A 22,272-nucleotide genomic window follows, 5' to 3' on the forward strand; every position below is an offset into this window, starting at 1 on the left:
GTTGTTTTTCTTTAATAGCATTTTCGATTTTGTCTAAATGAGAATTTTTTAACACAGGTAGCGACACGTTTAGCCCCGCAAAATGATTAAGTATTATTGCGGATTGGTATTATGTTGATAAATGAAAAGTTAGAGCAAAAAAATAGCGAGAAGTGAGTCTTCTCGCCATTTTTAATTAGGTGTAATCTCGACGGTTAAATAACTTTAATGCCGATTGATTTGTCACAACTTAACCTCTATTTATTTAATAGAGGTTTTAAGTAATGCCCTGTATGTGAACGCTCACATTCGGCTACTTCTTCTGGTGTGCCTGCAATGAGTATTTCACCACCGCCAGCACCGCCTTCAGGTCCTAAATCAATAACCCAGTCTGCTGTTTTAATAACATCGAGGTTGTGCTCAATAACAACAATTGTATTGCCGTGATCGCGCAGACGATGAAGTACAACAAGCAGCTGTTCAATATCAGCAAAGTGTAAGCCTGTTGTTGGTTCATCTAATATGTAGAGTGTTTTACCAGTATCACGCTTTGATAGCTCGCGTGCTAGTTTTACACGTTGCGCCTCACCACCTGAAAGCGTGGTAGCGGCTTGACCTAAGCGGACATACGATAAACCAACGTCCATTAAGGTTTTAAGCTTGCGGGCAATAGCCGGTATTTTGTCAAAATACTCATGCGCGTCTTCAACAGTCATCTCAAGTACTTGGTGTATGTTTTTACCTTTGTATTGGACTTCGAGCGTTTCGCGGTTATAGCGTTTGCTCTTACATACATCACACGGTACATACACATCAGGTAAAAAGTGCATTTCAACTTTAATTAAGCCGTCACCTTGGCACGCTTCACAGCGTCCGCCTTTAACGTTAAAGCTAAAGCGACCTACTTTGTAGCCACGTGAGCGCGCTTCTTGTGTACCTGCAAATAACTCACGAATACCGGTAAATATACCTGTGTAGGTTGCCGGATTTGAACGAGGAGTACGACCAATTGGGCTTTGATCAATATCGATCACTTTATCAAAATGATCTAAACCGCTAATTGATTTATACGGTGCCGCTTCGGCAGTGGTTGCGCCATTTAGCTCTGTATGAGCAAGTTTAAATAAAGTATCGTTTATTAGCGTTGATTTACCTGAGCCCGATACACCTGTCACACAGGTCATTAAACCAAATGGGATTTTTAAATCCACATTTTTAAGGTTATTACCCGTTGCGCCAAATAGCTCTAGCCATTTGTCGTTCGTTGGGTGACGCTCTTTTGGTATTTCTATTTTACGTACGCCTGATAAAAATTGGCCCGTAACAGACTCTTTGCTTGCTAAAATATCGTCGCGCGTACCTTGAGCAATAATATGCCCACCATGAACACCCGCACCTGGGCCAATATCAATAATATGATCTGCAGCACGAATAGCATCTTCATCGTGCTCTACCACAATAACGGTGTTACCTAAGTCGCGCAAATGGACCAATGTTTGTAATAAACGGTCGTTATCGCGTTGATGTAATCCAATAGATGGCTCATCTAGTACGTACATTACACCTACAAGACCGGCACCAATTTGACTGGCTAAGCGGATACGTTGAGCCTCACCACCTGATAATGTATCGGCGCTACGTTCAAGTGATAAATAATTTAGGCCAACGTTAATTAAAAACGATAAGCGGTCGCGAATTTCTTTTAATATTTTTTCAGCTATTTGGCCTTTTTGTCCGGTTAACTCTAAACCTTCAAAAAATTCCATGGCTTCACCAATACTCATGCATGTGATTGCAGGTAAGTTGGTTTGTCCAATAAATACATTTCGAGATTCTTCGCGTAAGCGCGAGCCATGACAGCTAGGACACGCTTGGCTTGTTTGGTATTTAGCAAGTTCTTCGCGTACAGAGTTTGACTCGGTCTCGCGGTAGCGGCGATTCATGTTGTTTAAAACGCCTTCAAACTCATGGTTACGCGTAATTAAATCGCCACGGTCGTTACGGTAATTAAACCCAATCTTAGTGCTACCAGAGCCATCTAAAATAATTTTTTTCGAGTCGCTGTCTAAATCTTGATAAGGCACGTCTAAATCAAAATTGTAATGATCTGCAACCGCTTGCAGCATTTGATAGTAATAAAAGCTGCGTTTATCCCAGCCTTTAATTGCACCGCCAGCAAGGCTTAACTCTGGGTTATGCACTACGCGATTAGGATCAAAATATTGACGTATACCTAAGCCATCACAGGTTTGACAAGCACCAGCTGGGTTATTAAACGAAAACAAACGCGGCTCAAGTTCAGTCATTGCATAGCCACAAGTAGGGCAGGCAAAATTTGCTGAAAATAGAATTTCTTCAGAGCTGCTATCGTCCATGTATGCTACATGTGCAACACCATTAGACATTTCAAGTGCAGTTTCGAACGATTCTGCTAAGCGTTGTTGTAAGCCATCTTTTACTTTAAATCTGTCTACAACAACTTCTATTGTATGTTTTTTATGAAGCTCAAGTGTTGGTGGATCAGACAAGTCACATACTTCACCGTCTATACGGGCGCGAATATAACCTTGGCTAGATAGCTGTTCTAATAACTTAACATGCTCACCTTTACGCTCTTTTACTATTGGCGCAAGCAGCATTAATTTACTGCCCTCAGGTAGAGCCAAAACAGTATCTACCATTTGGCTAACGGTTTGCGCAGCAAGTGGTAAATCATGTGTAGGACATCGTGGTTCGCCGACGCGGGCAAACATAAGTCGTAAATAATCGTAAATTTCGGTAATAGTACCTACGGTTGAACGCGGGTTATGAGACGTTGACTTTTGCTCAATAGAAATGGCAGGAGAGAGGCCTTCGATGTGATCCACATCAGGCTTTTCCATGAGCGATAAAAATTGTCTTGCGTACGCAGAGAGTGATTCAACATATCGGCGTTGTCCTTCTGCATAAAGCGTATCAAATGCAAGTGATGACTTCCCCGAACCAGATAGACCCGTAATAACTATTAATTTATCACGTGGGATGGTTAGGCTGATGTCTTTTAAATTGTGCGTTCGGGCGCCTCGGACTTCAATGTTTTCCATGCTATCTCGTTTGTTACCAAAATTATTTACTCAGTATCGCATAATACGAAGCAATATTAATCCTTGATCAATGAAAAATCCTTACTTATAGGCGATTAATTATTGCCAAGCTTATGTTAGAATCCCAACCTCAATTTTTCATAGAGTAAGATCACGCAGATAATGACCGCATCTTCACTTAATTCACGAGAAAAACGCGCCGCTGTATCACTGGCGAGTGTATTTGCATTTAGAATGCTCGGCTTGTTTATGCTGATGCCTGTATTGGCTATTTATGGACAATCGCTTGAAGGTTTTTCGCCTATTTGGATTGGTTTTGCCATTGGTGCGTATGGTTTAACGCAAGCTGTACTACAAATACCTATGGGTCGATTATCCGATAAGATTGGTCGTAAAAAGGTTATTGTTGGTGGCTTAGTTGTATTTGCTATTGGCTCTGTAGTTGCTGCATTAGCTGACTCTATCCAAATGGTTACCGTAGGCCGTGCTTTACAAGGTATGGGCGCAATAGCCAGTGCGCTACTCGCGTTTGCTTCAGATTTAAGCCGCGATGAGCAACGACCAAAAGTAATGGCCGTTATTGGTATGAGCATAGGAATGAGCTTTGCCTTTGCTATGTTACTTGGGCCAATTGTCGCCGCTTCGTGGGGTATTGCTGGTGTATTTTGGTTGACTGCTATTTTAGCAGTCTTAGGTATATTTATAGTGACCATGCTAGTGCCAAAGGCGGTAAATAAAGCGCCCAAAGGCGATACATTAGCAAGCTTCAGCGACATTAAAAAATTAATTAAACACCCTCAGTTAGCACGATTAAATGCAGGTGTATTGTTATTGCATTTAACGCTAACCACAATTTTTGTGGTACTGCCGAGTCAATTAATTAGAGATGGTTTGGTTGCTGACCATCACTGGTATTTGTATATTCCAGTGCTATTTTTAGCATTTTTATTAATGGTACCAATAATGATTGTGGCCATTAAAAAAGAGAAAGAAAAACAAGCATTTATTGGCTCAGTAGCCTTGTTAACTATTAGTATGTTAGCAATGTCGGTATGGGTTAATAGTGTAGTAGGCATTGCTGTGTGTATGCTGCTTTATTTTGTGGCGTTTAACTTTTTAGAAGCCACTATGCCTGCGCTTGTATCGCGAATAGCACCTGCAAGCCAAAAAGGTTCAGCAATGGGTGGCTACTCATCTAGTCAGTTTTTAGGGGCCTTTTTAGGCGGTATGTTAGGTGGCTATGTAGCACAAACTACAACGACGCAAGCTGTGTTTGCGGCAGCGGCACTTGTTGGGTTAATATGGCTTATTATTGCGTGGAAAATGCAAGTCCCACCCAAAAGTAAAGTTATTAGTTTAATGACCAAATTAGATTCTGAAGAGCATGCTCAAGTACTTGCTTCTCAGTTAGTTGCTTTACCAGGTGTAATAGAAGCAACTGTAGTTCGCGATGAAAGTCGCAGCTATTTAAAGATTAATGATAAAGAATTTGACCTAGACCAAGCGCGTAAAGTCGCTGGTTTAATCTAACATTTATAGGAGATGGTTCCATGGCACGCGGTGTGAACAAAGTAATTTTGGTTGGTAATTTAGGGCAAGATCCTGAAGTTCGTTATATGCCTAACGGCAACGGTGTAGCAAATATTACCCTAGCAACTTCGGATAGCTATAAAGATAAGAACACTGGCCAAATGGTTGATAAAACTGAGTGGCACCGTGTTGTATTTTTTGGCAAGTTAGCTGAAATTGTTGGTGAATATTGTCGTAAAGGTTCACAAATTTATGTTGAAGGTAAACTTCAAACACGTAAGTGGACCGATCAACAAGGCCAAGAAAAGTACACTACAGAAATAGTTGTAGATGGCTTTACTGGTCAAATGCAAATGTTAGGCGCACGTGGTGGCGATCAACAAAGTGGTGGTTACCAAGGTAATCAAGGCGGCCAACAAGGTGGTGGTTACCAAGGTAATCAGCCGCAAGGTGGTCAACAAAGTGGTGGTTACGGTCAAAATAATCAAGGCCAAAATAACCAGCAACAAGGTGGTTATGCTCCACAACAGCAAGCAGCACCTGCAGCGCAGCCAAAACCGGCTCCAGCACCACAGCAGCAAAGTAATCAATACCAGCCGCAAGGCGGCTTTGCACCACAACAAAATAGTGCACCGCAGCAGCAAGGTGGTTTCGCTCCTAAACCACAAAGTGCTCCGCAAGGTGGTGCATCAAACCCAATGGAACCAACCATTGATTTTGATGACGATATCCCGTTCTAAATGATATAAAGTTATTAGTGTAAAGATAATTAGATTCTTTACACTTTTTACTCTAAACCCAGTATTCGTACTGGGTTTTTTATGCGTATTGCGCTGTGATGATAATCCAAAAACTATCAATATAAGACCTTATTAGGCTGTAAAGTGAAATAGTATTGTTGGTAATGTTAAATTACAGTAAATTTTATCTTGTATTTAATTGATATATATATCGTTAACACTTACCATTAAACTACTTTCCTCTGATTACACAATGAGAAACATGAAAACTAATATCTTATTTTTATTTCTTGTTTTTCAATTCTTGAGCCCTAGTTCACACGCTCAAACTCCTTCAAATGTTACTCATATTTTATTTATAAATTCAACAAATCAAGATATGCCTTGGTATAAAAGTGTTGAGCTTGGACTGCGTACAGAGCTTACAAAACGTTCTTTTAGTTATGAACTATTTGTCGAAAATATGGATGTAAATCGCTTTGATGAAGTTAATCAAAAACAGTTAATGAAAGACTACCTCAAACAAAAATATAAAAATAAGCACATCGATATCATCGTTACTCAGTCGCCTTCTGCAGCGACGTTACTATCTCAATTAGATGATTTTTTTATAAATGCTCCACGAATATACTTAGAGCCAGGCGCCCAGTTTAATCTACCAAAAAAGACCAGCGGAGCTGTGATCCAAGCTAAATTAGATTATGCGCAAGCAACAGCAAATGCTGTTAATTTAATGAAGCCTAAAAAATTGATCGTGATTTTAGATACAAAAAACGATATTGGTATGAGCTTTCATCGAGGACTATTTTCGGTTATTAACCGTGATTTTTCGTATTTAAGTGTAGAAAAGTGGTTTGATCTTCCATTACCAGAATTACTCACCAAAGTAAGAAATGCCCCAGCAGATTCAATTATTTTATTTACCCCCATTTTTAGGCGTTACGATAATAAATCACTTAGCCCTTATCAGCTAGTAGAGCGATTAGCTGAAGCAAGTTCAGCGCCCGTTTTTAGTTATTGGGAGGTACTATTAGGTTCAGGTGTTGTTGGTGGGTATGTATTGTCGGGTGAAAAAATAGGTAAACGTATTGCCGATTCAATAGTTTTTTATAATGAAAATAAAGCGTTAAATGAAATTAGTGGTGAAGGGCTTAGTACATACTCATATGATTGGCGACAATTAAGTAAGTTTAATATTGCTCCGCAGAGCTTGCCAGAAGAGTCAATTATCTCTTATTACGAGCCAACTTACTTTGAGAAAAATAAAATATTAATTTACAGCGCTACTGTAATTATTTTTATTCTTAGCAGTTTTTTAGTTTTTGTTTTGTTTTTAAACCAACGCCGCATTCAACTTTTAAAAGAGCTTGATGAAGAAAAGCAAAGATTAGAGTCGCGCGTTGAAGAGCGCACTGAAGAGCTTTTGCACGCCAAGGAAGAAGCAGAGCATCTGACATCCGCTAAGTCTGAGTTTTTAGCAAATATGAGTCATGAAATTAGAACCCCTATGAGTGGGATTATTGGTTTGACTAATATTTTGCTCGAAAAAGGTTTACCTGGTGAGTATGAGTATTATTTAGATAAAATTAAATACTCCTCAGATCAACTCCTGGTGGTTATTAACGATATTTTAGACTTTTCAAAAATTGAGTCTGGAAACATTAACCTTGAGGAATTTCCTTTTTCTGTAAATTCGATTGTTGATTATATCAAAGCAACCTTCAATGAATTGGCCCAAAGTAAAGGGGTCACATTTGATATTGTCATTGATGAGGCAGTTAAACTGGACTTAATCGGCGATGTAGTGCGAATAAATCAGGTGCTGTTAAATTTATGCTCTAACGCAATTAAATTCACCCCTCACGGCACTGTATCGGTTTTAATTGAGTCAAGAAAGTTATTAGACGATCCGCAAAGTGTTTGCTTATATTTTACAGTTAAAGACTCAGGTATTGGCATCGCTGAGGATAATCTTAGTAATTTATTTGAATCATTTACTCAGGCAGATAGTTCTACAACTAGGAAGTTTGGTGGTACAGGGTTAGGTTTAACAATTAGTAAGCGTTTATGCCAATTGATGGGTGGTGATATAACAGTACACAGCACTCAAGGTGTGGGTAGTGAGTTTGTAGCTTCGGTGGAAGTTAAATTGAACAACCAAGCGTTGATTGATGATACGCCTAACCTAATCTTTACTGATCCGTTTGATGTATTAATTATAGATGATAATGAAGAGGACCTTAAAGTAATTGAAAATCAGTTTACAGCTATGGGTTTAGCATGTACTGCGTGCTCGTCTGCTAAGCAAGCTATTGATATTATTGAACAGAATAAAGAAAAATTTAAAGTCATTATTGTCGATTGGATAATGCCAGCGATGAGTAGTGAAACATTTTTAACGCGTATTTATAATATTAATCCCCAGCTTTGCAGTAATATAATTGTACTTACAAGGGATCATGAGGTTTTACTTAATGATGTGGCTAACAAAATAAATATAAACACAATTTTGCAAAAACCTGTTTATTCGAGTGTCTTGTATAAGGAGGTGAGCAGTAGAGTGTTAGGTTTTTTTAATGAAGTGCCTAAAGTAAATACTGTGAGTGAACAGTCGCTGGCGGGTATTAAAGTATTAGTTGTGGAAGATAATTCAATCAATCGACTCATAGTTACCAACATACTAGAAAATAGCGGCGCTCAGGTTTACTTAGTTGATAATGGATTAGAGTGCATCCAAACAGTAAAATTAGAGCCGTTTGATATAATTTTAATGGATATTCATATGCCTATCATGGACGGTGTTGAGGCGACTCAAATTATTCGTAATGATAGTGATGAAACTATCGCAAATATTCCAATAATTGCCTTAACAGCTAATGTTATGAAAGATGATATTACACGATACTTATCTATTGGCATGAATGCTCATGTTGCAAAACCCATTAAAACACAAAAACTACGTGAAACTATAATTCGCTGTTTAAATAAATAGTTGCGCTATATAAGTAACTTAATATTTTTATCAAATACCTTCCGCCATCCCTTCCATTGGCTTGAGCCGATTTTTTAATAACTTAAAAAAATTTATAAAATAGAATTTGACTCACGCGTGTTTGCATGTGAAATTCCACATATTCGATTTTTCGTATATTCACTTGGTAAAGGTTGAGTTATAAATGTCAGAAGTTAATGGGTTACCAAATACAAATAAAATACACAGCGTTGTTCCACATACTAAAAATTTTAATGTTAGTTTTTCTGAGCACAAACCTAAAATTTTATTGTTATATGGATCATTAAGAGCGCGTTCTTATAGTAAGTTGGTAATAGAGGAGAGTGCACGTTTATTAACGTATTTTGGTGCTGAGGTTAAAATTTTTAATCCTGAAGGTTTACCTCAAACCGATAGTGAAGATGAATCACACCCTAAAGTACAAGAGTTACGAGATTTAATGCTTTGGTCAGAAGGGCAAGTATGGTGCTCTCCAGAACGTCATGGGTCAATGACGAGTATATTCAAAAACCAAATTGATTGGATACCACTCAATTTAGGTGGTGTAAGGCCAACGCAAGGTAAAACACTCGCAGTGCTGCAAGTTTGTGGTGGATCGCAATCATTTAATGTAGTGAATCAACTACGAGTATTAGGGCGTTGGATGCGTATGGTAACAATACCAAATCAGTCCTCAGTGCCACAAGCTCATTTAGAATTTGAAGAAAATGGGCGCATGAAACCCTCTCCACTTTATAATCGGATTGTTGATGTTATGGAGGAGTTGATAAAATTTACTTTGTTATTACGAGATCAAAAAGATTACTTTGTAGATCGTTATTCTGAACGTGTGGAATCTGCAGAAGAACTTAGCCAACGCGTTAATCAAAGCTCTATTTAGGACAGAACAATGGGATTATTTGAACGTTATCTTTCTGTGTGGGTAGCCTTAGCTATTACTTTTGGTATTGTAGCTGGTTCTATAATGCCAAGTGCATTTAGCTTAATTGCTGGTTTTGAATATGCCCATGTAAATATTGTAATCGCAGTACTTATTTGGTTGATGATTTACCCAATGATGGTGCAAATTGATTTTTCATCAATTAAAGATGTAGGTAAAAAACCAAAAGGGTTAGTGCTCACTATCGTTATTAATTGGCTTATAAAGCCCTTTACTATGGCGCTACTAGGCTGGTTATTTTTTAAGGGTATTTTTGCCGATTTTGTTGACCCACAAACAGCTACAGAATATATAGCTGGTATGATTTTGTTGGGTGTTGCGCCTTGTACCGCTATGGTGTTTGTGTGGAGTCAATTGACAAAAGGCGATGCTAATTACACCTTAGTGCAGGTATCAATAAATGACATAATTATGATTTTTGCCTTCGCACCTATTGCAGGGCTATTACTTGGTGTGACTGATATTACTGTACCTTGGGATACACTGCTATTATCGGTGGTATTGTATGTACTTATCCCGCTGGTGGCCGGTGCTGTTACCCGTAAAAAGCTTGATAAAGAAGATGACCATACGTGTTTAAATAACTTTTTAAAGGTAATGAAACCTTATTCTATTATTGGCTTACTCGCGACAGTAGCGCTATTGTTTGGTTTCCAATCGCAGATATTAATAGAAAAACCAGAGGCAATAGTTCTTATTGCAATCCCGCTTTTAATTCAAACTTACGGTATTTTTGCGATTGCTTATATTGCAGCTAAAAAATGGGGCTTGCACATAACATAGCGGCGCCTGCATGTATGATTGCCACTTCAAACTTTTTTGAGCTAGCTGTTGCGGTTGCTATTTCATTATTTGGTTTACATTCTGGGGCTGCACTTGCCACTGTGGTGGGAGTGTTGGTAGAAGTCCCCGTAATGCTAAGCTTGGTATACTTTGCAAATAAAACCCGCCATTGGTTTAATTAAGGCGGTATGCAGCATAATCTCTGCTGGCATACTTTTTAAAATGATCTGTCGATGGCTTTCATCTATTTACAGAATAAAGGGCATAGCTGTTTATTTTTGTAAGTTCTCGTTTATCTGAGTGTTTTTTGTTTAGTACTATTAATAAACGTTTAAACTTAGTTTGCAGCCTTGTGCTTCTATAGATATTGAACAACACTTTAGTTATCAATATAACGAGTGGCAGGCTATGCAAAAGAGTAAACTCTGGCTTTTAAAGTACTTCAAAGGTATCTCTTTTGTTTTGTTTTTGATGATACTTATTAGTTTTAATTTCATTTTAAATGATGCATTACATCAAAAAGCACATGTTTCTGGGCAGCAGTTTGTTAAACGCGTTTATGAATTAAATTTATCTCCCTCTATAAATAATGAAGTGTTGGTCGCATTAGCTAAAAATGAAGGCTTTAAGTTAGAGCTGCAAAATTCTTCTGATCACTTTAGGAACTTAGTAAATTTAGAACGCGAAGTTTTTACTTTTAAAACGTTAAGTTTGAGCCTTTATCACTATCCAGTGTGGGTAACACAAAGCTACTTATTTATATTTTTGAATCTGATTATATTAGGCGCTGCTAATTGGTCTTATCGCTGGTGGAGCCTGTTAAAAGTAAACCGTAAAGTAATGCTTAAAAATACAGTTATACAGCCGACTAAAATTATTCAACAAAGGTATAAAAATACTCAACTAATCGAACAGGCAAAAAAATGTGATTTAAGTTCTTTGTATGGAGTTAATACTGCATCACATAACTTATTTTTACTTATTGAGTGTGATTGTAGCTATGATAAAAAAACGGATATAGAAGCCAATTTTAAAGTCTTAATTACTAAAAAATTAGCCGAACTTAAAGGTGTGTCGGTAAAAATACTAAACTCTAATTACTTAGCGGTTACCTTACCAAACATTTCTATTAGCGAGTTGAATAGCTACGTTGAAAAGCTTCATAAAAATGTGTTTTTAATATGTCAAAATCATCAAAAAAATATTACTCATAAAAATATTAAAATAGGTGCGTGTGATTATCAATTAGGCGCTGATCAAGTGGCGGTTTATAAGCTAGCAAAATCAGCACTCGCGCTATCACAAAGCAGCCTATTGCAGCATTGCCACCGTTTAACGTTAAATCACTGCCAAGAAAAACACCTCTCTAGCAAACAGGTTATAGAAAACATTAAAAAGAATAAATTTATATTATTCTTTCAGCCTGTATTTGAACTCTCTAGTGGAGATATCCTGCAGCATGAAGCTCTTATTCGGGTTAGGCATAGCCAACTTGGTTTACTGGCCGCTCGTTATTTTATTAAGCAGGTTTATAGTGATCAAGACGCTTTAATATTAGATAAAGCTGTAATAACACAAGTCAAAAAGCTAATGCTCAGTGAGTCTTCGGCTTTAACAGTTAGTGTAAATCTACACCCTAAAAATTGGTTTAATACTGTATTTTGGGAGTGGTTAGCCAATCAAATGGCAGAGCTTAAGTTAAATACTAAATTACAATTTGAAATAAGTGAGGCAGAATTTTTTACTCATAGAGAGTCGATAACTAATGCACTCAATGTTATTAAAAAAGGGCATTCACATATTGTGATTGATAATGTAAAAAGCAGTGAGAAAGTAGCCATGCTAGTTGATTATAACCAAGTATGTGGGCTTAAGTTATCTTACGAACTGGTTCATTTATTAGATGAAAAAACTCAAAGTCAAAAGAAAATAAAAAGGATAGTCGAAGCCGCTAGTCTTTTAAATCTACCCGTATACGCGGTGGGCGTAGAGACTCAAAAAGAGCTACTTACGCTTACCAAATTGGGAGTGGTAGGAGCTCAAGGTTTTTACTTTTCAGAGCCACTTCAAGAGTTTACGCAAGCGGTATTTAATTAAGGTCTAGATTAACCCTCTATATTTAAGCCCATTTAAGCCTTGAAGCCCGCCAGTATGAACAGCAATAATTTTACTCCCAGATGGGAAATAATCTTGCTCAATAAGCTGCCACAATGCATACATCATTTTTCCGCTATAAATAGGCTCAAGTGGCAGATTATAAGTGTGACTCATATCTTGGCAAAACTGCCATAACTCAGGTGAAAACTTACCATAGCCACCATCATGAAACTCTGTGAGTAACTGCCAGTTAGTTTGGTTATTAGCTCTAGCGCTCAGCTTTTTTATTTCTTCATTTAAATATTCAGCTTGTTTTAATACCGCGATACCAATAACTTGTGTTGTTGAAGCACTGCCTTCTATTAGTCCAGCAAGCGTGCCACCACTACCTGTAGGACAAACTAAGTAGCTATGTTCGGGTAAGCTTTGTACTAATTCTTTACACCCTAATAAAGCATGTTCATTTGTACCACCTTCAGGAATAATATAAGCATTTGGAAAGCGCTCTTGCAGAGCATTAAGGTAATCGATGTTGTGGCGTTTTCGATATTCTATACGATTAACAACATGCAGGTTTATACCACAATGTTTTGCAAATTGGATTGTTGGGTTGTTGTTATCCAGTTCTGGTCCGCGAATAATCGCGCGAGTTTTTATATTAAATTCTTTTCCTGCCGCTGCGCAGGCATGAATATGGTTTGAAAACGCACCACCAAAAGTCAGAAGCTCTGTTTTATTTATCTTTTGCATATACGCTAAATTGTATTTTAATTTACGCCATTTATTGCCACTTATTAGCGGATGGAGTAAATCATCACGTTTTATACCTAAACAAATATTTCTCTTTTTTAGAAACGAGCTATCTAATTGTTGAATATAGTTATTTTCATCTATTTTGAATTTTTCACGCATTTTATTGGTTTTCAATTTGGCAAAGTAGTTAAAATGTACGACACTTATTTCATACATAATTAACAATAGTAGCTATATGAAAGAAAAGCTGTTTTCATGGTTAAATCGTAGTTTAGATCCAAATACAGCTATTGGTGTTGCAACGTATGCAGATACTGTTAACGCAGTATGTTTAAAAAAACAACGCGACCAATGGATGGTTCACAGTTCTCACAGTGTAAATGTGTCTGAGCAAACCGATTATACCGCTGCAATTGTTGCTTGTACAAATGAGGTTTCTACTGATATTTGTGCAGTTAATTTAGTCATACCGCACTACTTTTATCAAATAGTGCAAATGGATAAACCAAACCTTAGTGATGAAGAAATCATTCAGTCACTCCCTTGGACTACAAAAGACTTAGTTGATATAGCTTCTGAAAATATTGTGGCTGATTTTATCGATTATCCAATAACGTTACCAATGCAAAGCAGCAAAATGAATGTATTTATTACCAATAAGCTGCAGCTACTTCCGTTTATAGACAGTTTTGAACAAACTAAACCAGTTTTGCGTGCAATGACCTCTGAAGAAATGGTTTTAGTAACTTTATTTGGCTCATACAAAGAGGCGCATATGCTGATTGTGCAGCATGCTAATCATGAACCTCGAATCTTAATTATTCGTAATGGGCAATTAGTATTAGCTAGGCGATTAAATGGTTTTTTAGGTATTTCTGACAAGGATCAAAACCAAGAACTAGTAGAGGCGTTAGGGTTAGAAATTCAGCGTTCGATGGACTTTTTTGAAAGCCAGCTCAAGCAACCGCCAATTCGCAGCATACAGCTACAGTGCGATGATTTGTCTTCATTAACTCTTAGAGCCGGTCTTGCTGAGTTTTTACAAGTAAAAGTTGTAGATTTTGCGCCTAACTTAGAATTAGCGCAGCAATTAGAGCCAAACTTTTATTATGCGCTCGGAGCAGCCTATCAATTAACAGATCCGGAGTCTGTGCTATGAAAACCCGGATTAATTTTTATCAAAAAACCTTACGAGTACGCCGAGACCCAGTCCCTTTATCGGGAATGATTACACTGTGGTTAGGTGCGCTATTAATTATTGCAATCACGTGGGCTTTTTACAGTTATAAAACTTATTCAAGTGAGCTTGATTTAGAACAAAAAAAGGAATATCTCAAACAAGGAAAAGCTCAGTTAGAAGTTGTAAAAAAGCAGCTAGCAGAGAAGCAAAATAAAACAATTTTTATTAATGAGCTAAAAACACTTCAGCAAGAGGTTTTGCATAAGCAGCAAATATTTAGTTATTTAGAGCAAAGCTCAGATCAATCCGCAACCGACTATGCGCAGGTTATGCAAGATTTAGCCAAGTATCACGAGCCTAATATCTGGCTTACTCATATTAAATTTGTAGGGCAAAGTGTCACGTTTCAAGGGCAAGTATCGCAGTCAAAATTTTTACCTATGTGGTTTAATAATTTAAAGCAGTCACCTTTTTTTATTGATAAAGAATTTTCAGTTTTAGAACTGTCAACAAAAGATGGTCTGAGTGAATTTAATGTGGCGACCGACCTTGCTGATAAAGGCGCTAAACCATGAACAACAAGAAAGACAAAGGTTGGCCTATTTGGGCAAAGTATCGAGCTCAATTTGCATCGCTGCAAAAGCGTGAGAAGTATTCCACTGTATTTGTAGGCTTATTCATGGTGATTTACCTCGGTCTGTGGTTTGTTATTTTTCCACAGCAAGATGAAGTTGCTCATATTCGCTCTGAACAAAATGCAGCATTGCAGGAGTTACAGCAGATAAATGCGCAACTCTCCATGTTAAATCAAGCACTAAACTACGACTACACTAAGGTTTTACGCAGTCAAATTGCACAAACCAGAGATGAATTAGCTGAAATAAATAATCAACTTAATAGTTTTAGCCAAGGCTTTGTAGCGGCTAAAAATGTACCTGCCGTTTTAAAAGATTTGCTCGTAGATAGTAGCGATGTAAAAGTGAGTAGCTTTAATGTCAAACCAGCACAGGCTATCGATGTAGAAAAACTAGGTGAACATGATACGCAAACATTATTTTTTGAGCATCAGATGGTCGTTACTTTAGAAGGTAGCTACTTTAGCTTACAAAAATATTTAGCCGCATTAAAAAATAATCAAGATAAGTTATTAATACAAGAGTTTAGTTATCAGGTACTAGAGTACCCTCAAGCTGAATTAACTTTACAAATTGCTACAGTGAGCGCTAATGAAAAATTTATCGCATTATAATTTATGTTTTTTATTATTTTTATTCACTTTCGCACACAGTGCATTAGCGCAATTACGCGATCCTACTCAACCAAATATGTATGTAAATAACAACAAGAGTGTAGCCCAAAGTACAGAGCTTAAATTGCAATCTATTATTAAAAACAGTACAGCATTTAAGGCCATTATTTCAGGCCATATTTATCGAGTCGGTGATGCTGTAGACGATTTTCGGGTGCTAAGCATTAACTCAAAACAGGTTGTGTTAGCAAATGATGATAAACAAATAAAATTAGAATTATATGACTATGAAATTAAAAAATAATTTATCTCATCCGTGGCTTGTTCTTCTATTGTTACCTACATTTTTAACTGCGTGCCATAGCTTTAAACCAGGTAAAGAGGTTAAAACTCATATAGAGCAAGAGCTGGCTGAAAAGCCTGTAGAAGCTAAAGCTATTGCGCCTTTACAGATGCCGAGTGAGCTTACACAAAGCCTACTATCATCAATAAATAATGAGCAAACTATAAGTGATGATTTATCCATCAAGCGTTTTGATGTAGCCGCTAATGACGTTGAAATAGGCGCCTTTTTTGCAGGCTTAACAGACGATACGCCTTTTAGTGTTGCTGTGCATCCTGAGGTAAATGGCACAATTAGTTTAAATCTTAAAAGCGTTACGTTTAATGAAGTCATTGCTGTTATTAAGCGTATGTATCCTTTAGATATTGTTAATGAAGGACGAATAGTACAAGTACTGCCAGCCAAAATGCGCACAGAAACAATACCTGTAAATTATTTAATGATGCAGCGCCATGGTCAGTCTACAGTGAGTGTGGTTGCTGGTGGGGTTAGTCAATTTGCACAAAGTGGCAGTAGTTCGAATGGTTCAAGTTCAGGTAGTAGTAACCAGCAAAATAATGAGTTTGGCGGCGATAATCAAAGCTTAGATTTAAACGGTTCTCGAATCCAAACAATTAATAAAAATGACTTTTGGAAAGAATTAGAAGTCGCCCTTAAGTCTTTAATTGGCGCAAGCGATGGGCGCTATGTTGTTGCAAGCCCACAAGCTAGTTTGGTAACCGTAAATGCATTACCAAGCGAAATTAGTCAGCTAAAAGAGTTTTTGCGTCAAAGCCAAGAAAACCTGCAACGCCAAGTTATTCTAGAAGCAAAAATAATAGAAGTAACTTTAAAAGATGAGTACCAACAGGGAGTTAACTGGGAGCGTATAGCGAGTGGTTTAGAAGGCGGTATTTCGTTTGCTACAACAGCGGGTTCTACTATTAGTAATAGTATTTCAGCCGCAATTGGTGGAGCGTCATCGCTAACCATTCAAAAAGGAGACTTTAACGGGGTTATTAATTTGCTTGAAACGCAAGGTGATGTGCAAATGCTATCTAACCCTCGAGTTACCGCTACAAACAATCAAAAAGCAGTTATAAAAGTAGGGCAAGACGAATATTTTGTTACTAATGTATCAAGTACGACGGTAACGGGTACTGCTACAACGACCTCGCCTGAAATTGATTTAACGCCGTTCTTTTCTGGTATTGCCCTTGATGTAACGCCGCAAATTGACAAGTACGGCTCAGTTATTTTGCATGTTCACCCCTCAGTAACTGAAACCGAAGAACAATTAAAAGTAATCACGTTAGATGATCAGCGTTTTGAGTTGCCACTAGCGCAAAGCAATATTAGAGAGTCAGATACGGTAATTCGTGCACAAAGTGGTGAGATAGTTGTTATTGGCGGTTTAATGCAAACGACAACAGAAGATGAAGAATCAAAAACACCGGTATTAGGTGACATTCCGATTTTTGGCAATTTATTTAAAAGTATTCGTAAACGCCAAGAGAAAAAAGAACTGATTATTCTAATCAAACCAACGGTTGTTATGCCAGATACTTGGAAAAAACAACAAGGTGAAAGCCGTCAGCTTTTAAAAACATGGTATGAAAACTAACTATGTATTTAAGCTTTTTTAATTTAAGTGAAATGCCTTTCACGTTAACCCCTAACACAGAGTTTTTTTGTGCACTTGAACCGCACCACGAAGCGATGCAAGTGTTAACAACAGCTATTGAAATGGGTGAAGGGTTTATTAAAGTCACTGGTGAAGTTGGGACTGGTAAAACGCTACTTTGTAGAAAGCTATTAAACCAACTTGAGCCAGATTACATTGTGGCTTATTTACCTAACTCTTATTTAAGCCCAGAAGAGCTTAGATGGGCAATTGCAATTGAGCTTGGTATGGACGTAGATAAAGCATTAGATCAGCAAGCACTAGGGCAGCTTATAAATCATCACTTACTCGACTTACAAGAAGATAATGAGCGTGTAGTGCTTTTGATAGATGAGGCGCAATGCTTGAGTTGGGAGACTCTAGAGGCGCTGAGATTATTTACAAACTTAGAAACAGAAAGCGAAAAACTAATTCAAGTTGTGTTATTTGGGCAACCTGAACTTGATGAAAAGCTGGCAAACAATAAAGTAAGGCAATTACGCCAACGTATCAGTTTTTCGTATAAATTACGGGCGATGACTGGCGCTGAGGTTGTTTATTATATTAATCATCGCTTACAAGTTGCAGGATTTAATAGGCCTCCTTTATTTAATAATAGTATGGGGCTCAAAATTGCTAGAGCTAGCCGTGGAATTCCTAGATTAGTTAATATTTTATGCCACAAAGCACTATTACAAGCTTACGGTGAAGGGTTAAATACAATAACAAATCGCCATATTCAACTTGCCATAAAAGATACCGAAGACTGCGCAAAGTATCGAACCGGACAATATTGGAGCTACAGTGCTTTAATGTTTAGTGTTTTAGCTATTGCTGCCATATGGGCATGGAGGCAGTGGTTATGAGCGTTATAAATAATATGCTTAAAAATATTGAGCAGCGAGAAGCTAAACAAGTAAGTACTCAAGAAGGTATAAGCTTAAAGCCGATATATGATGTAAAAAATATTGCATTTAAAGCCGTAATTGTACTTATTATGCTAAGTGTCATTTTTTTAGCATACCTATATTTACCGACCGCCGACAAAAAAGAGACCCAACGTGAGTCTGTGTTACCACAGAAAAAAATGGTCGCTGTTCTAAGCTCTAATTTATCTGATTATCAAGATGAAAAAAGCAATGTAGAACCTTTAGTTGAGCAAGATGTTGTGAAAACGCTTGTGCAAGTTGAGCAAATAAAACCAGAAGTGAATGATTTAGCTGAATCTGAATTGAGTGAAGCAACATTACTGGTTTCTCAACCAACGGCTGAGCCAGTTGTAATTGCCGAGGTTAAACAAAGCCCTGCACTAGCTAAAGATAATGTGCTGGTAACTAGCGAAGCTATTGTCAGCAAACCAAAAATTACTCCAATGATTAAAACTAAGTCTCAAAATACTATGACTAAAAGCGTGGCAGAAGCTAAGTCGCCACAGGCTTTATTGGTTGAGCAATTAGCCGCAGCTAAACAAGCAATACAGTTTGGCTTATACAACGAAGCCATTAGCGATTTAAATATTATTTTAGCGCAATCGCCTTTACACGTAGAGGCTCGAAATTTACTAGCTGCAACCTACTTTAAACAACAAGATATAAATTCAGCACAACAGGTTTTGCAAGCGGGTATTCGCCAAAACCCTAACGTACTTGAATGGCGTGTAATGCTAAGCAAAATACTCATTATGCAACAGCAGTATGAAGGAGTATTGCTGCTTTTAAGTGATGAATTTGAGGCTCAAGCGAGTCTTGATTTTTGGGTGTTGCAAGGTACTGCCGCGCAAAGTGCAAGTAAGCACCATAAAGCTCTTGAAAGCTTTAAACATCTTACACAACTACAGCCTAGTCAAGCTAAGTGGTGGCTGGCACTTGCAACTTCAAAAGATGCATTAGGAGAGTACCTCGATGCTAAACAGCTTTACAAAGTGGCTCTAGATTTAGGTGGATTAAATACAGCTATGACGCAGCATGCATTACAGCGTTTAGTTGCGCTAAAGGAGGCCGTATGAGACCTAGTTTAAAAATGCGCTTAGGGGACTTACTTGTTCATGAGCACATGATCACCGAAGCCCAACTAAGCGAAGCGCTAAACGTTCAAGCTGCGACGGGTCGTAAATTAGGTTCGACGCTTATTACACTTGAGTTTATTAGTGAACCACAACTATTACGTTTTTTAGCGCAACAATTACAAGTACCTTTTTTAGATATATCACAGCGAAAAATATCAGCTGATGTATCTAAGCTTTTATCTGAGGTTTATGCACGTCGCTACAGAGCATTAGTAATTGAAGACAATGGTGACTCTGTTTTAGTCGGGATGAGCGATCCTGCTGATTTAAGGGGGCTTGATCAACTTGCAACTATGCTTGCTCCTAAACGAATAGATTTAGCTGTTGTACAAGAAAGTCAAATAATGGCTGCGTTTGACAACGTATATCGTCGTACAGATGAAATTACTAACTTTGCAGCACAACTCCATGAAGAATATCAAGACGTAGAAGAGTTTGATTTAAATTCTTTAGGTGATGAAACATCTGATGCAACCGTTGTAAAGCTACTGCAATCAATATTTGAAGATGCTGTGCAAGTTCGCGCATCTGATATTCACATTGAGCCAGATGAAGGTTTGCTTCGCATTCGTCAACGTGTAGATGGCATATTACAAGAGCACACTCTTAACCAAGTAAAAATAGCATCGGCACTCGTGCTACGTTTAAAGCTTATGTCGGGATTAGATATATCTGAAAAACGCCTCCCTCAGGATGGTCGCTTTAATATAAAAGTGCGCAGCCATAGTATTGATGTGCGCCTATCTACTATGCCCGTTCAGCATGGCGAATCAGTTGTAATGCGTTTGCTTGATCAATCAGCCGGATTATTATCGTTAGATGAGACAGGCATGCCAGTACACATATTAAAACGTGTACGCAGCATTATAAAACGTCCGCATGGCATGGTTTTAGTTACTGGGCCAACAGGTTCGGGTAAAACAACCACACTATACGGTGCACTAAGTGAGCTGAATCAACAAGAAAGTAAAATTATCACAGTAGAGGATCCCGTTGAGTATCGTATTGGCCGTATTAACCAGGTACAAATAAATAATAAAATAGGGCTGAGCTTTGCAAGTATTTTACGGACCGCTCTAAGGCAAGATCCTGACATTATAATGGTTGGCGAAATGCGTGACCAAGAAACCGTAGATATTGGATTAAGGGCCGCTTTAACAGGCCACCTCGTACTATCAACGTTACATACCAATGATGCAATTACCAGTGCTATGCGTTTAATCGACATGGGGGCACCGGCTTACTTAGTGGCAAGTTCACTGCGCGCTATTATTGCCCAACGATTAGTAAGGCGAGTATGTAATGACTGTAGAGTACCGTACTTGCCAGATCATCAAGAAATAAGCTGGCTAAAATACTTAGGCGAAGATGTTACTGAAGCTCAATTCTCCAAAGGGCAAGGTTGCACTGCATGTAACCATAGTGGTTATAAAGGGCGTGTAGGTATTTTTGAGTTGCTCGAAATGGATGATGCAATGATGGATGCATTACGAGTTAACGACACGCAAGGTTTTGCAAAAGCCGCTAAAAATAGCGCGAATTTTTCGCCACTCTCAACAATGGCATTAAACTACGCCAAGCAAGGAATTACCTCTTTAGATGAAGTATTTAAAGTGGCTGAATATATCCCAGAAATAGTAGGGGATATTGATGCAACTATATAGCTACAAAGCGAAAGACAGCAAAGGTATGTTGGTTAAAGGCCAATTAGAAGCGAGTAACCAAGCTGGCGTAGCTGATAGTTTAATGAAGCGTCAATTTATACCAATATCAATCTCTTTAGTTGAAACAAAAAATAACATCAAAATTTTTGATAATTTATTTGTCGAAAAAATAACGCTAGACGACATGATTATGTTTTCTAGGCAAATGTATTCGCTATTAAAAGCAGGTATACCAATTATACGAGCAATGGTTGGGTTGGCAGAAACAACACAAAATAAAAAATTTAAAAATGTACTAATAGAAGTTACCAAGCAGCTCGAACAAGGCCGCGACTTATCCAGTGCAATGGCGATACATAACGAGGTATTTAGCCGTTTAACAGTATCCATGGTAATGGTTGGTGAAGGCTCTGGACGATTAGAAGATGCGTTTTATCAACTCGCTATTTATTTTGAGAAAGAACAAGAAACCCGAAAGCGTATAAAAGCAGCTATGCGCTACCCTACTTTTGTTATTTTGGCTCTAGTAGCGGCTATGATTATTTTGAATATTTTTGTTATTCCTACCTTTGCCAGTATGTTCGAAAAATTTGATGCTGAATTGCCATTAATGACTCAAATATTAATTGGCACTAGCAGCTTTTTTGTTAACTACTGGTGGTTATTGTTGGTGATGGGTATTGGTTCTGTTTTTGCTTGGAGGCGTTATTTAAATACAGAGCCTGGACGCTTTAAGTGGGATCAATATAAATTAAAAATTCCATTTATTGGGGATATTTTAAAACGGACATTGCTTGCGCGCTACAGTCAAAGTTTAGCTATGGTATTGCGCTCCGGTGTGCCTATGACCACTGGTTTATCACTAACAGCGCATGCCGTAGATAACAGCTATATGGAAAAAGCGATTATTACTATGCGCCAAGATATAGAAAAGGGCGATAGTTTACTCAGAGCCTCAAAAAGTTCTCAGCTGTTTTCTCAGCTTGTATTACAGATGGTGGCGGTAGGTGAAGAGACAGGTCGGGTTGATGAGCTCTTACAAGAGGCTGCTGATTATTATGAGCGTGAAGTTGATTACGACTTACGGAGCTTAACTGCAAAAATAGAACCTATTTTAACTGTGTTTGTTGCCATTATGGTGCTGATTTTAGCGTTGGGTATTTTTATGCCGATGTGGAACATGATGTCCGCGATTAAAGGTAATTAACCAA

Annotated in this window: 16 protein-coding genes and 1 pseudogene; 15 read left to right on the top strand and 2 right to left on the bottom strand. The window is 37.9% G+C overall.

From position 1 onward, the window contains the following. Positions 1 to 236: 236 nt before the first annotated feature. Positions 237 to 3,062, bottom strand: coding sequence for an excinuclease ABC subunit UvrA (gene uvrA / locus H5160_RS02475; protein ID WP_182736633.1), 2,826 nt, complete (start codon positions 3,060 to 3,062; stop codon positions 237 to 239). A gap of 162 nt (positions 3,063 to 3,224) precedes the next feature. On the opposite strand from uvrA, the gene H5160_RS02480 reads away from it, so the two are divergent. The 6 genes and pseudogenes from H5160_RS02480 to H5160_RS02505 all read left to right on the top strand — a co-directional run bounded on the left by H5160_RS02480 (position 3,225) and on the right by H5160_RS02505 (position 12,165). Beyond that, on the top strand, positions 3,225 to 4,592 hold the full coding sequence (locus H5160_RS02480) for an MFS transporter (protein ID WP_182720224.1): 1,368 nt from the start codon (positions 3,225 to 3,227) through the stop codon (positions 4,590 to 4,592). Positions 4,593 to 4,612: 20 nt separating this feature from the next. Next, positions 4,613 to 5,332: a single-stranded DNA-binding protein gene (gene ssb / locus H5160_RS02485; RefSeq protein WP_182720223.1), complete on the top strand. Its 720-nt coding sequence runs from the start codon at positions 4,613 to 4,615 to the stop codon at positions 5,330 to 5,332. Between the two features lie 262 nt (positions 5,333 to 5,594). Next, positions 5,595 to 8,324 (top strand): response regulator, encoded by a 2,730-nt coding sequence (locus tag H5160_RS02490; protein ID WP_182724165.1) that lies wholly within the window; start codon positions 5,595 to 5,597, stop codon positions 8,322 to 8,324. Between the two features lie 184 nt (positions 8,325 to 8,508). Beyond that, positions 8,509 to 9,225 carry an arsenical resistance protein ArsH gene (arsH, locus tag H5160_RS02495; protein ID WP_182724166.1) on the top strand — a complete coding sequence of 239 codons (717 nt, stop codon included), beginning with the start codon at positions 8,509 to 8,511 and terminating at the stop codon, positions 9,223 to 9,225. 9 nt (positions 9,226 to 9,234) lie between these two features. Continuing rightward, positions 9,235 to 10,250 (top strand): annotated as a pseudogene (gene arsB / locus H5160_RS02500) (ACR3 family arsenite efflux transporter). Positions 10,251 to 10,476: 226 nt separating this feature from the next. After that, positions 10,477 to 12,165, top strand: a complete 1,689-nt coding sequence (locus tag H5160_RS02505; protein WP_182733625.1) for an EAL domain-containing protein — start codon at positions 10,477 to 10,479, stop codon at positions 12,163 to 12,165. A 3-nt stretch (positions 12,166 to 12,168) separates the two neighbouring features. Here H5160_RS02505 and H5160_RS02510 read toward each other — a convergent pair whose 3' ends face one another. Then, the gene (locus H5160_RS02510; protein ID WP_182736634.1) at positions 12,169 to 13,077 is read right to left on the bottom strand and encodes a 1-aminocyclopropane-1-carboxylate deaminase/D-cysteine desulfhydrase; all 909 of its coding nucleotides are present in this window, start codon (positions 13,075 to 13,077) and stop codon (positions 12,169 to 12,171) included. Between the two features lie 76 nt (positions 13,078 to 13,153). Here H5160_RS02510 and H5160_RS02515 point away from each other — a divergent pair, with 76 nt between their 5' ends. Genes H5160_RS02515 through H5160_RS02555 form a run of 9 tightly spaced genes read left to right on the top strand, consistent with a single transcriptional unit; the run spans position 13,154 to position 22,268 of the window. After that, positions 13,154 to 14,077 (top strand): MSHA biogenesis protein MshI, encoded by a 924-nt coding sequence (locus tag H5160_RS02515; RefSeq protein ID WP_182736636.1) that lies wholly within the window; start codon positions 13,154 to 13,156, stop codon positions 14,075 to 14,077. After that, positions 14,074 to 14,673 (top strand): PilN domain-containing protein, encoded by a 600-nt coding sequence (locus H5160_RS02520; RefSeq protein WP_259416465.1) that lies wholly within the window; start codon positions 14,074 to 14,076, stop codon positions 14,671 to 14,673. Before H5160_RS02515 ends, H5160_RS02520 begins: the two co-directional genes overlap by 4 nt. Next, complete coding sequence (locus H5160_RS02525; RefSeq protein WP_024598056.1) at positions 14,670 to 15,347, top strand: hypothetical protein; 678 nt, start codon at positions 14,670 to 14,672, stop codon at positions 15,345 to 15,347. The genes H5160_RS02520 and H5160_RS02525 overlap by 4 nt, the downstream gene beginning before the upstream one ends. Next, positions 15,325 to 15,651, top strand: coding sequence for an agglutinin biogenesis protein MshK (locus tag H5160_RS02530; RefSeq protein ID WP_182736638.1), 327 nt, complete (start codon positions 15,325 to 15,327; stop codon positions 15,649 to 15,651). The genes H5160_RS02525 and H5160_RS02530 overlap by 23 nt, the downstream gene beginning before the upstream one ends. Continuing rightward, complete coding sequence (mshL, locus tag H5160_RS02535; RefSeq protein ID WP_182736802.1) at positions 15,635 to 17,293, top strand: pilus (MSHA type) biogenesis protein MshL; 1,659 nt, start codon at positions 15,635 to 15,637, stop codon at positions 17,291 to 17,293. The genes H5160_RS02530 and mshL overlap by 17 nt, the downstream gene beginning before the upstream one ends. Positions 17,294 to 17,295: 2 nt before the next feature. Further along, positions 17,296 to 18,198, top strand: a complete 903-nt coding sequence (locus H5160_RS02540; protein ID WP_182736640.1) for an ExeA family protein — start codon at positions 17,296 to 17,298, stop codon at positions 18,196 to 18,198. Beyond that, a complete protein-coding gene (locus H5160_RS02545; RefSeq protein WP_182736642.1) occupies positions 18,195 to 19,337 on the top strand; it encodes a tetratricopeptide repeat protein in 1,143 nt (380 codons plus the stop codon). The genes H5160_RS02540 and H5160_RS02545 overlap by 4 nt, the downstream gene beginning before the upstream one ends. Next, complete coding sequence (locus tag H5160_RS02550; RefSeq protein ID WP_182736644.1) at positions 19,334 to 21,061, top strand: GspE/PulE family protein; 1,728 nt, start codon at positions 19,334 to 19,336, stop codon at positions 21,059 to 21,061. Before H5160_RS02545 ends, H5160_RS02550 begins: the two co-directional genes overlap by 4 nt. Then, on the top strand, positions 21,048 to 22,268 hold the full coding sequence (locus H5160_RS02555) for a type II secretion system F family protein (RefSeq protein ID WP_182733628.1): 1,221 nt from the start codon (positions 21,048 to 21,050) through the stop codon (positions 22,266 to 22,268). Before H5160_RS02550 ends, H5160_RS02555 begins: the two co-directional genes overlap by 14 nt. Positions 22,269 to 22,272 lie beyond the last annotated feature (4 nt).

The sequence above is a fragment of the Pseudoalteromonas sp. SG43-4 genome (genome assembly GCF_014164325.1).
GTDB lineage: Bacteria > Pseudomonadota > Gammaproteobacteria > Enterobacterales > Alteromonadaceae > Pseudoalteromonas > Pseudoalteromonas distincta.